The 11,130-nt window shown below is 73.9% G+C and carries 10 protein-coding genes and 1 pseudogene; 7 read left to right on the forward strand and 4 right to left on the reverse strand.

All coding sequences use genetic code 11. From position 1 onward, the window contains the following. The first annotated feature begins 3 nt into the window (after nt 1-3). The 7 genes and pseudogenes from AB0E88_RS00770 to AB0E88_RS00800 all read left to right on the forward strand — a co-directional run. Nucleotides 4-1,536: a class I adenylate-forming enzyme family protein gene (locus AB0E88_RS00770; RefSeq protein ID WP_361621497.1), complete on the forward strand. Its 1,533-nt coding sequence runs from the start codon at nt 4-6 to the stop codon at nt 1,534-1,536. Further along, nucleotides 1,533-1,895 (forward strand): nuclear transport factor 2 family protein, encoded by a 363-nt coding sequence (locus AB0E88_RS00775; RefSeq protein ID WP_361621500.1) that lies wholly within the window; start codon nt 1,533-1,535, stop codon nt 1,893-1,895. The genes AB0E88_RS00770 and AB0E88_RS00775 overlap by 4 nt, the downstream gene beginning before the upstream one ends. A 148-nt stretch (nt 1,896-2,043) precedes the next feature. After that, entirely contained in the window at nt 2,044-3,591 is a 1,548-nt protein-coding gene (locus AB0E88_RS00780) for an ABC transporter substrate-binding protein (RefSeq protein ID WP_361621503.1), read from the forward strand. After that, nucleotides 3,588-4,553 (forward strand): ABC transporter permease, encoded by a 966-nt coding sequence (locus AB0E88_RS00785; protein WP_361621506.1) that lies wholly within the window; start codon nt 3,588-3,590, stop codon nt 4,551-4,553. The genes AB0E88_RS00780 and AB0E88_RS00785 overlap by 4 nt, the downstream gene beginning before the upstream one ends. A gap of 122 nt (nt 4,554-4,675) precedes the next feature. Next, nucleotides 4,676-5,509, forward strand: coding sequence for an ABC transporter permease (locus AB0E88_RS00790; protein WP_361621509.1), 834 nt, complete (start codon nt 4,676-4,678; stop codon nt 5,507-5,509). Further along, entirely contained in the window at nt 5,506-7,185 is a 1,680-nt protein-coding gene (locus AB0E88_RS00795; protein ID WP_361621512.1) for an ABC transporter ATP-binding protein, read from the forward strand. The genes AB0E88_RS00790 and AB0E88_RS00795 overlap by 4 nt, the downstream gene beginning before the upstream one ends. Before the next feature lie 225 nt (nt 7,186-7,410). Continuing rightward, nucleotides 7,411-7,539: pseudogene (locus AB0E88_RS00800) on the forward strand (DNA mismatch repair protein MutT); the annotation flags it as partial. Nucleotides 7,540-7,739: 200 nt separating this feature from the next. Here AB0E88_RS00800 and AB0E88_RS00805 read toward each other — a convergent pair. Genes AB0E88_RS00805 through AB0E88_RS00820 form a run of 4 tightly spaced genes read right to left on the reverse strand, consistent with a single transcriptional unit; the run spans nt 7,740 to nt 11,111 of the window. Next, entirely contained in the window at nt 7,740-9,290 is a 1,551-nt protein-coding gene (locus AB0E88_RS00805) for a D-alanine--poly(phosphoribitol) ligase (protein ID WP_361621515.1), read from the reverse strand. After that, nucleotides 9,287-9,565 carry an acyl carrier protein gene (locus tag AB0E88_RS00810; protein ID WP_361621518.1) on the reverse strand — a complete coding sequence of 93 codons (279 nt, stop codon included), beginning with the start codon at nt 9,563-9,565 and terminating at the stop codon, nt 9,287-9,289. Before AB0E88_RS00810 ends, AB0E88_RS00805 begins: the two co-directional genes overlap by 4 nt. Before the next feature lie 34 nt (nt 9,566-9,599). Continuing rightward, nucleotides 9,600-10,283: a Crp/Fnr family transcriptional regulator gene (locus AB0E88_RS00815; protein WP_361621521.1), complete on the reverse strand. Its 684-nt coding sequence runs from the start codon at nt 10,281-10,283 to the stop codon at nt 9,600-9,602. 30 nt (nt 10,284-10,313) lie between these two features. Beyond that, a complete protein-coding gene (locus tag AB0E88_RS00820) occupies nt 10,314-11,111 on the reverse strand; it encodes an alpha/beta fold hydrolase (RefSeq protein ID WP_361621524.1) in 798 nt (265 codons plus the stop codon). Between the last annotated feature and the right edge of the window lie 19 nt (nt 11,112-11,130).

Consider the following 11,130-nt stretch of genomic DNA (forward strand, 5'->3'; position numbering starts at 1 on the left):
GCCATGACACAGCGGACGTTCTCCTACCTCACCGACCAGCTCCGCTCCCACGCCGAGCTGCACCCGGACCGCACCGCGCTCGTCATCGACGGCCGGCCCGACCTCCTGTACGGAGAGTGGGACCGGCGCTCGGAGGACCTCGCGCGCGGGCTGCTCGCCGCCGGTACCCGCCGCGGCACCCGCATCGGCATCTTCTTCGGCGACATGGACTGGGCCGACTACGCCGTCGCCTACCTCGGCGTGCTGAAAGCCGGCGCCACCGCCCTGCACCTGCCCGTGCTCATCCCGGCCGAGGAGCTCCAGCGCCGCGCGCTGCAGTGCGGCCTCGCCGGCATCGTCCACGGGCGCACCGCCCCGCCCGACGTCCCGGCCGTCGGCTGGAGCCGCCCCCTGGACGACCTGTCCGCCCCCGGGCAGGGACGCGTGGACCTCGTCCACCGCCCCGACGACGACGCCGAGATCGTGTACTCCTCCGGCACCACGGGGCCGGCCCGCGGCGTCGTCGTACCGCACCAGAACCTCGCCACGGCGGGCGGCCCGCCCTCGGTGATGGCGCACGACGAACCCACCCCCATGGTGGCGTCCGTGAAACTCGGCATCACCGCCAGCGCCACCACCGTCTCCATGGTGCTCAACGCCACCCCGACGACCCTGGTCCTCGCCCCGCCCGGGGACGCGGACCGGCTGTGCGCGCTCATCGAACAGCACGCGGCCAGCACCGTCATGATGACCCCGCACCTCGCCGTGCAGATGATCCGCGACGGCGCTCTGCACCGTCACGACCTCAGCTCCGTCACCACGATCGCCACCGCGTCGTCGTTCCTGCACCCGCCGCTCGCCACCGCCCTGCTGAAGGCGATGCCCCGGGCGCGGGTCCTCGGCGCCTACTCGGCCAGCCAGGCCAAACCCGCCGTGACCATCGGCACGCTGGACCCGGCGCGCCCGATGTCGGTCGGCCGGCCCGCACCCGGCACCCACGTGCTGATCACCGACGAGCACGGCACGGCACTGCCGACCGGGCAGGTCGGCCGGATCTGGCTGCGCGCCGAGGGCGCGCCACCGCGCAACCGGGTCGACCGGGGCCCGGAGGCGGCCGGTGCGCCCGAGGGCGGCTGGTGCGACACCGGCGACCTGGGGCACGTCGACGAGGAGGGCGAGCTGTACCTCTTCGACCGCGAGTCCGACGCCGTCACCACACCGCACGGTCTCGTGTCCTCGCTGCGCGTGGAGACGGTCCTGCTCGGCCACGCATCGATCACCGACGCCGCCGTCGTGGCGACCGACGACGGGCCGGCCGCGGCGGTGGTGCCGGTCGCGGGTGCTTCCCGGGACCCCGGCGCGCTGCGCGACGCGCTCGTCGCCCACGCCCGGGGCGAGCTCGACACCCACGAGATTCCCCAGCGGTACCTGGTGGTCGACGAGCTGCCGCGCAACGACCTGGGCAAGGTCGTCAAACGCGTCGTCAGGACCTGGTTCACGACGGCGGAGACCGCGCCCGCCCCCGCCCACCTCGATGCCACAGGAGCCCCGTCATGAGCACGGAGACCGCACCGCCCATCCACCCGCTGTTCGCCGAGATGATCCGCTGCACCACCGAACGCGACCTCGACGGGCTCGTCGCCCTGTACCACCCCGACGCCGAGTGGATCCGCTTCACCGGCCCCGTGCGCGGCCACGACCAGATCCGTGAACTGCTGCGCCGGTACTGGGAGCTGGACCTGGAGCACGTGGAGATGAACGAGTTCATCCAGACCGACGACACCGTCATGATGCGCGGCACGATGAAGGTCCGCGGCGAGACCGTCGTCACCTTCGGTGTGTACGTCCTGCGCGACGGCCTGATCTGGCGTCAGTGCGGAGCCGACGAGGGCGGCACCCGCGACTGGTGGGCCTGACCGCCGCCGCGGCGCCTCCGCCCGGCCCGGGCGCGCAAGTTTGAGCGGACACCGGTCGCGGCGGGGCGCAGTCTGCCGAAGAGCCACCGCGTCGCCCCGGCGGCGCGGTGCCGTGTCGGTATCCACGAACGGTGAGGAGCCTTCTGCCATGTCACGGGTCAACGGCGTCGACCGGCGCCGCTTTTTGCAGTGGGGCGCCGCCGCGGCGACGGCGACCGCGGGCGCCACGGCCCTGTCCGGCTGCGGCCCCGAGACCAACGATGGTCCGGGAACGTCCGCCGCCGCGGGCCGGCTGCTGCGGGTCGGCGCGTCGGACGCCACGGGCAGCACCACCCTCGACCCGCGCCACACCGGCTTCGGCGCCAGCTACATCGCGCTGTACCACCTGTACGACCAGCTGATGTACCTCAAGGACGGCGGCTACGAGCTGGGACTCGCCCAGTCGGTGCAGCCCAACGCCGACGCGACCGAATGGACCGTGCGCATCCACGACCGTGCCGTCTTCCACGACGGCTCCCCGGTCCGGGCCGCCGACGTCGCCTACTCGCTGCGTACCCTCGCCGGCCCGTCGTCTACCCGCGCCACCAACTTCGCCGACCTGGACCCCGACCGGCTCAAGGTGGTCGACGCCCACACCCTTGAAGTGGGACTGCGCCGGCCCCGCGGCGACTTCCGGGAGTCCGTCCTCGCGGTGTTCTCGCCCGTGTTCCCCGAAGGCACCGGCGACAAGGACTTCGCCCGCGGCATCGGCTCCGGCCCCTACCGCCTCGAGGGCAACGACGGCAAGAACCTCCGCCTCACCCGCAACACGTCCTACTGGGGCGGCGCCGCCGGCTTCGAACGCATCGAGCTGGTCCTCATCGCCGACCCCGCCGCCCGGCTCAATGCCCTCAAGAGCGGCCAGATCGACTACGCCTTCGGCATCTCCGCGACGGGCGCCACCGCCGAGCGCGGCAACCACGCGATCCGCGTCAGACGCGGCGGCACCGCCAACTCCAACGCGCTGTCCTTCGCGATGAACCAGAACCTCGCCCCCTTCGACAACCCCGACGTGCGGCGCGCGGTACGCCTCGCCGCCGACCGCGACGCGCTCGTGAACCGGGTGCTGCTCGGCCTCGGCAGCCGGGGCGACGACGTGGTCGGCAAGGGGCTGCCCGGCTACGCGGTCGCCGCCGCGGGCCGCCGCCGCGACACCGCCGAGGCCAGGCGGCTGTTCGCCCGCGCCGGCGTGGACTCGCTGACGCTGCACGCGGCCGACACCGTCCCCGGCTTCGTCGCGGCCGCCCGCCTCCTGGGCCAGCAGCTGAAGGAGGCCGGCGTGGAACTGAAGGTGGAGCAGGTGCCCGCGGACACCTACTACGCCGACCTCAAGAGCCTCGGCCGTATCCCCTTCCAGACGTTCTACTACACCAACCGCCCCGCGGCCGTGCACCTGTCCGCCACGACCGTCAAGGGCGCCTTCTTCAACGTCACCGGACTCGGCGAGCCGCACTGGAAGCGCCTCGCACAGGCGCAGGCCGTCGTCGACGACGGCGCCCGCCAGGCCGCGTTCGCCGCCGTCCAGCGCGACCTGTTCGACAACGGCGGCGACCTGCTGTGGGGCTTCCGGGAGCAGCTGGACGCCTCCGTGACCGGGCTGACGGGGGTGTGGTCCAGCCAGTCCATCCCGGTATTCACCCGGGCCAGGGTCGCGTGAGAACGGCCGCCCGGCTCACGGCCCTGGCGCTGCGCCGGCTCTGCGGCGCCCTGGCCACCCTCCTGGCCGCCTCCTTCGTGCTGTTCGCCGCCGCCGAGGTGCTGCCCGGGGACGCCGCCGAGGCGGCGCTCGGCGGCGCGGCGACCCCCGCCGACATCGCCCGGCTGCACGCGGAACTCGGCCTCGACCGCCCGCTGGTGGTGCGCTACGCCGCCTGGGTCGGCGGGGCCCTCAGCGGCGACCTGGGACACAGCGTCATCGACCGCCGCCCCGTCACCGCGATCATCTCCGGGCCGCTCGCCGACACCCTGCTGCTCACCGCGGTGTGCGCCGTCCTGACGGTCGTCCTGGCGCTGACGGTCGGCCTCGCGGCCGGGCTGCGCCCCGGCGGCCTCCTCGACAAACTGCTCTCCGGTACGGCCGTGGCACTCGTGTCGGTGCCCCAGTTCGTCACGGCCGGCCTGCTGAGCCTGGTCTTCGCGGCCTGGCTCGGTTGGCTGCCGGCCGTGTCCCTGGTGCCGTTCGGTGAACCGCTGCTCGCCCACCCCGAGGTGCTGGTCCTTCCGGTGACCGCCCTGACGCTGTTCTCCGCGTCCTGGGCCAGCCGGATGGTGCGCGCCGCCGTGGTCGACGCCGCGGCCGCGCCCCATGTGGAGGCGGCCCGTCTCGCAGGGCTCTCCCCGGCGCGCGTCGTACTGCGGCACCTGCTGCCGAGCGCGGCCGCCCCCTGCGCCCAGGTCTTCGGCTGGCTGACCGGAGCCCTCGTCGGCGGCACGGCCGTCGTCGAACAGGTCTTCAACTACCCCGGCCTGTCCCACGAACTGGTCGGCGCGGTGCACCACCACGACGCGGCCGTCCTGGAGGGCATCGGACTGCTGATGGCGGCGGCCGTCGCCGGCGGCCTGCTCCTGGCCGACCTGCTCGCCATGGCCCTCGACCCCCGCCTGAGGACGGCACGATGAGCGGGCCTCCTGCGTCCACCCGGCCCGAGGACGGCGCGATGAGCGGGCCTCCTGCATCCACCGCGCCTGAGGACGCCGCGTTGAACGGGCCCCGTACGTCCACCCCGCACAAGGACGGTGACATGACCACCGCGACACCGCCCGCGGCCGCGACCCGCGCGGACGCACCGCCCCGGCGCCGGGGCGCGCTGCTGTGGCTGCTGCCCGTGGCCGCCGTCGTGGTGCTGGCCCTGGCCGGCCCCCACCTCGCCCCGCACGACCCGGCCCTCATCAACGCCGCCCCCTACGCCCCGGCCGCCGGCGGTCTGCCGCTCGGCTCGGACACCGAGGGCCGCGACGTGTGGTCCCGGTTCCTGGCCGGAGGCCGCCCGCTGGTACTGCTGCCGCTGCTCGCCACCCTCGTCACCACCGTGCTCGGCACCGTGACCGGAGTGCTCGCCGGTTATCTCGGTGGCCGCCTGGACGCGCTGGTCTCCCGCCTCGACACCCTGCTGCTCGCCCTGCCCCCGGTCCTCGTCCTGCTGGTGCTGCTGCACGGCTGGGGCTACGGCACGCTCACCCTCGTCACCGCCGTCGCCGTCACCGGGGTGCCCTTCGTCTCCCGGGTCGCCCGCGCCGCGACCGCACAGGTGGCGCACGCCGGATACGTCGACCAGGCCGTCGCCCTCGGCGACGGGCCCGTGGCGGTGATGGCCCGCGAGATCCTGCCCAACATCATGCGCCCCGTCCTCGCCGACGCCGGCACCCGGCTCGCCATCGCCATCACGCTCACCGCGTCCGCCGGCTTCCTCGGCTTCGGCCCCGACAGCCCCAACTGGGGCGCCATGATCAGCGAGAACATGGAGGGCGTCACCCTGGCGCCCTGGGGGGTGGCGGCACCGGCCCTCGGTCTCGCCGTGCTCACCGTCTCCGTCAACCTGGCCCTGGACCGGGCGATCACGAGGTTCGCGCCATGAGCACCGCCCACGACACCCAGCGCCAACCGGCCGGAACCGTACCGCCGGTGGGCCCGGAGCTGATCTGCGTCACCGGTCTGACCGTGACCGACCCGCACGGGCGGCCCGTGCTGGACGACCTCTCCCTGACCGTACGCCGGGGTGAACGCGTCGGCGTCGTAGGGGAGTCCGGGTCCGGCAAGACCACCCTGGCCCTCGCCCTGCTCGGCGCCCTGCGTCCCGGACTGCAGGCACGCGGCGGCCGGATCCGGGTGGCCGGCCAGGACCCCCTCGCCCTGGGCGGCCGGGACCTGCGCCGGCTGCGGCGGCACACCCTGGCGTATCTGCCGCAGGACCCGGCCGGGGCACTCACCCCCACCCTGCGGGTCGGCGCACTGGTCTCCGAACTGGCCGCACGGCGCGGCCCCGAGCAGAGCGCCGCCGTCCTGCGGAGCGTGGGCCTGCCCGACGACAGGGACTTCCTGCGCCGCTTCCCGCACGAGCTGTCCGGCGGGCAGCAGCAGCGGCTCGCCCTCGGCCGGGTGCTCGCGGCCGAACCCGCAGCCCTCGTCCTGGACGAGCCGACGACCGGGCTCGACGTGCTCACCCAGCGGCTGGTGCTCGACGAGGTGGCCCGGCTGGCCGCCGAACGCGACCTGACCCTGCTGTTCATCACCCACGATCTGCCCGCCGCGGCCCGCCTCACCGACCGGCTCGCGGTCCTGCGGGCGGGACGGGTGGTGGAGGAGGGCCCGGTGACCGCCGTCCTCGGCCGGCCCCGGCAGCCGTACACCCGTGCGCTGCTGCGCGCGGTTCCCGACATCGGTCAGATGCGAGCCGCCCCCACCGCCGGAACCACCGGTACGCCGCGGAACACCGCCGTGCCGGGCGCCGCGCCCGTGCTGCGGGTGACCGGGCTGCGCGCCGGACACGGCCGGGGCAGCGGGCGGGTGACGACGGCCCATGACGTGTCCTTCACCGTCCAGCCGGGGGAGTGCGTGGCACTGCTCGGCGGTTCGGGTTCCGGCAAGACGACACTGGCCCGCTGCGTCACCGGGCACCACCGCCCCGACGCGGGGGTCATCGAACTGGCCGGGGCGAGCGTGCCCGGGCCGCTGCGCAGCCGCACGCTCGACCAGCGCCGGCTGGTGCAGCTGATCGCGCAGGACGCGGGCGGATCGCTCAACCCGCGGCGCACGGTCGGGGCGGCCGTGGCCCGCCCGCTCCAGGTGCTGCGCGGCTTCGACCGCCGCGCCGCGGCCGCCGAGACCGGGCGGCTGCTGTCGCTCGTGGGCCTCGACCCCGAGTGGGCCGACCGGCTGCCGCGCACCCTGTCCGGCGGCCAGCGCCAGCGGGTGGCGATCGCACGCGCACTGGCGGCGAAGCCGCGGCTGCTCCTGTGCGACGAGGTCACCTCCAGCCTCGACGTGTGCGTCCAGGCCGAGATCCTCGACCTGCTCGACACCCTGCGCACGCGCCTGGACCTGTCGCTGCTGCTCATCAGCCACGACCTGGGAGTCATCGCCCGCATGGCCGACCGCGTCCTCGTCCTCGACCAGGGCGCCGTACGAGAACAGGGCCCGACCACCGAGGTCCTCAGCACACCCCGCCACCCCTGGACCAGGGCCCTGGTCGACGCGGTCCCGTCCCTCACCGCCGAACTGTCCCGCCGAACGGCCCCGGCCGACAACAGCTGACGGGTCAGGTGGGCTTCTCGGACGAACAACTCTTCCTCGCCGCAGGCTGGTTACCTCGCTCGGGGGACACGACCACCCGGAACGCTGTCCAGCCCGAGGGGTGGCCCGGTCTTCGCATAGGACGGCGTACTCCTTCGCATGCAGGATGAGGGCGTGCGTACCGGGCATCGAGGTGCGCACCCATGCCACCACGCTCTACAACTCGATCTATCGTGCGGATGACCGATCTCGGACGAGTCCACGGAGCTGCGGTTCGTCCAGCCGGAGGAGATCGGCCGACTGCCGATGCACCACACGCAGCGGCTCCGGATTCGCCACTTCCTGGAACACCGTGAGCGGCCCTATCTCGGCTGATCCGTCCGGGACATCGCAGCCGATGGGGGCGTGCAGCCCGGCGGTACCGCCGCGTGGTGGGGTCGGCGGAGGGTGACCAGGTCAGGGGGCCAACCGGCTGCGGAAAGCGGCCGGTTGCGAAAGACGTGCCCCGCACCCTGGTCGGGGTGCGGGGCGCTGCCGTTCTCGGCCGTGTCGTCGCCGCCGAGCGCGGGCCGGCGTCACGACGTCGTGGAAAGGGTGCCGGACAGCCGGTGTCGGGCCTCCTCGCGCAGGCGGAGGCGGTCGGTTTTGCCGTTGGGATTCAGCGGGGGGTCCGTCAGGGCCCACAGGTGGGCGGGGAGCATGTAGGCGGGCAGGCGCCGGGCCAGGTCCCTGGCCGTGTCCGTCAGCCGGGCGGAGGCGTCGTCGCCGACGACGAACGCGGCCAGCACCGGGCCCGTCGCGCCGGGCACCGCGAGGACCACGGCCTCGCTGCCCGGCGCACAGGCACGCAGTGCCTCCTCCACCTCGTGCAGCTCCACCCGGTAGCCGTGGATCTTGACCTGTCCGTCGTCGCGTCCGAGGTGGACGAAGCCGTCCTGCGGCGTACGGCGCACCCGGTCCCCGGTCCGGTACCAGCGCACCCCGTCCACGGTGAGGAAGCGGCCCTCGTCGTTGAGCGGGTCGAGGTAGCCGTCGAACATCTGCGGCCCGCTGACGCACAGTTCACCGACGTCCGTGCCCACCCGGCCGTCGTCGACCAGGACACAGCGCAGCCCCGCGTTCAGCTCGCCGATGGGCACCGTGCCGGACAGCTGACCCGGGGCCCAGCGGTACGCGGTGCAGGCGATGGTCAGCTCGGTGGGGCCGTACAGGTTGTCGATGACCGAGCCGGGCGCCGCCGCGCTCCAGTACGCGGCACTCTCCTGCGGCAGCGGCTCACCGCAGAACACGGTGTGGCGCAGACCGGGCAGGCTGCCGGCGCCCAGCAGCCCACGGGTGCGCAGCGCCGCCACCAGGCTCGGCGTCGACGTCCACACGGTGATGCCGTGGGCGGGCAGGTAGCGGGCCGGATTCAGCGCCTGGAGCCGGTTCAGTACGGTCAGGCAGGCACCGCTCGCCCACGCGCACCACACCTCGAACATGGACAGATCGAAGGTGAGTTCGTAGACCTGGCCGAAGACGTCCCCGGGCCCGAAGTCGTAGCGCGGCAGGGTGGCGTCGAGGAACGCCGAGACGTTCCCGTGCCGGATCGGCACGCCCTTCGGGCGCCCCGTGGAGCCCGACGTGAACAGGATGTACGCCAGCGAGTCGGCGCCCCGCGCGGGCGGCCGGTCACCGGCCGGGTCGGGCACCCGCACCGCGGTGGCCGGCACCGGCCCGGTCCACGCCGCACGGCGCGGCGCCAGGACGACGAGGGGCGGCGCGGCCGCGGCCACCGTGTCGAGCTGGGCCGCGCCCGCCGGGTCGACGATCAGCGCGTCCAGCCCGGCCGCCGCGGCGATCTCCCGGTTGCGCTCCACCGGGTACTCCGGGTTCAGCGGTACGGCCGTGCATCCCGCGTACAGCGCGGCGAGGAACCCCAGCAGGCTCTCCTCGCTCTTGGTGGCGAGCACCCCCACCCGGCGCGGCGCGCGTGCCCCGCCGTGCAGCGCCGCCGCCCAGGACCGTGCGACCCGGTCCGCCTCGGCATAGCTCCAGCTCCGCTCGCCGATGCGCAGCGCGGTCCCGTCCGGGTTGCGGGCGAGCCCGTCGAGGAACCAGTGGTGCAGCAGCTTGACGTCGCTCATCGGCCGAGGCCCGCGGCGCCGGGCGTCTCGCTCCCGCTCGGGGTGAGCGAGCCGACCAGCTTCCACACCGTGCCCGGAGTGGTGAAGTTGGCCGGGACCACCGCCTCGTCGGGCAGGGACAGGCCGTAGTCCTCCTCGAGAGCCATGATCAGGCCCACGGTCGCCATGGAGTCCAGCCCGAAGGCCGCCAGCGGCAGGTCCTCGGTGAGCGGGGCGGCGGCGTCAAGGCCCGGCAGCCGGTCCCGCAGCAGCTTCTCGAACTTCTCGTCCCACATGGGGGTCACCTCGCACAGTTGTGTCGGAGCACGGTCACACGCAGCGGCTCTCCAGATAGGCGGCGAGCCGTTCCTGGTCGACGACCAGGCGCGACGCGGAGGTGACCTCGATCAGCCCCCGGTCGCGGAAACCCTTGAGGAAGTGCCCCACGCGGGAGCGGGTGGTGCCGACCATGCCGGCCAGCTCCTCGTGGGTGAGCCGCTCCGTGATGCACGGCCGCCGCTCGTCGCCCCGGCCGAGCTTGCGGGCCAGATCCAGCAGGATCTCGCCGAGCCGCTGCTCGCTGTCGACGGTCACCAGATGGGTGATGGACTGCTGCTGCTCGGCGAGACGGCGCGTGAGGTGGGTGATGAAGTCGTCGACGAACCCGGCCGCGGTGATCGCGGACAGGAAACGCTCGTACGACATGCGGTGCACGACGCTGTCGCGCATCGCGATCGCCGACTCCCTGCGCACACCGCCGAGCGAGCACAGCTCACCGAAGATGTCGCCCGGCGTGTGGATGCGCAGCAGGCATTCCTTGCCGGACCGGGAGAACATGACGGTCTTGATCTGCCCGCTCTCCAGGAAGTACACGTTGCGGTCCTGCCCGCCGCAGCTGTACGCGCTCTGGTTGCGCCCGACGACCACGGTCGTCGTGTGCGCGCACTGGTCGCGCAGGAAGTCCCGCAAGCGGGCGTCGAATCCGGTCGATACGGTGACACCCAGCGGATTCATCCGGCCTCCCCGTCCATCGGCACACGCCCGTCACGCACCGACTGTACGAAGGTGCCTTCGAGGGTCACTCGAGCCCGTGTCCAGACCGCCCAGCGCGGACCGCAGCGCCGCCATCACCTCCTCGGGCGCGCCCTTGAGGTAGAAGTGGTCACCGGCGAAGACCCGCAGCCGGAAGTCCCCGCTGGTCACCTCGCGCCAGCCGGCCACCGCGTGCGGATCGGCGAGCGGGTCGGCGTCGCCGGTGAACGCGAACACCGGGCAGGTCAGGGCCGGTCCGGGCAGCCGGGGCGGCAGGTACGTCTCGTTGACCTCGTGGTCCGCGCGCAGCGGCGGAAGGAAGTGCCGCAGCAGCTCACGCTGGCGCAGCACCTCGGGCGGGGTACCGCCCAGCTGGGACATCTCGGCGAGGAACTCCTCCTCCGGCAGCAGATGCACCGGCCGCCGGCTGCTCGGGACGAACGGCCCGCGCCGCCCGGACACCAGCAGCGCGCGCGGCGCGGGCAAGCCACGCTCGAGCAGGGCTCGAGCGGTTTCATAGGCGACGATCGAGCCGAGGCTGTGGCCGAACAGCGCGTAGGGAAGGTCGAGCCGGCCGGACAGCTCGCCGGCGAGCTGGTCGACGAGGGGGCCCATGCGGGTGTGCGCGGCCTCACCGGCCCGGCGCTCACGCCCGGGCAGGACGACCGGGTGCACGTCGACACCGGGCCCCAGCGCTTTGCGCCACGGGTGGAAGAAGGCACTGCCGCCGCCCGCGTGGGCGAAGCAGAACAGGCGCAGGCCCGCCGCCTCCCCGCCGCCGGGCCGTACATCCGTCCAAGAGCGGGACACGTCGTCTCCTTGTCGCTGG

Source organism: Streptomyces sp. NPDC028635, from assembly GCF_040637635.1.
GTDB lineage: Bacteria > Actinomycetota > Actinomycetes > Streptomycetales > Streptomycetaceae > Streptomyces.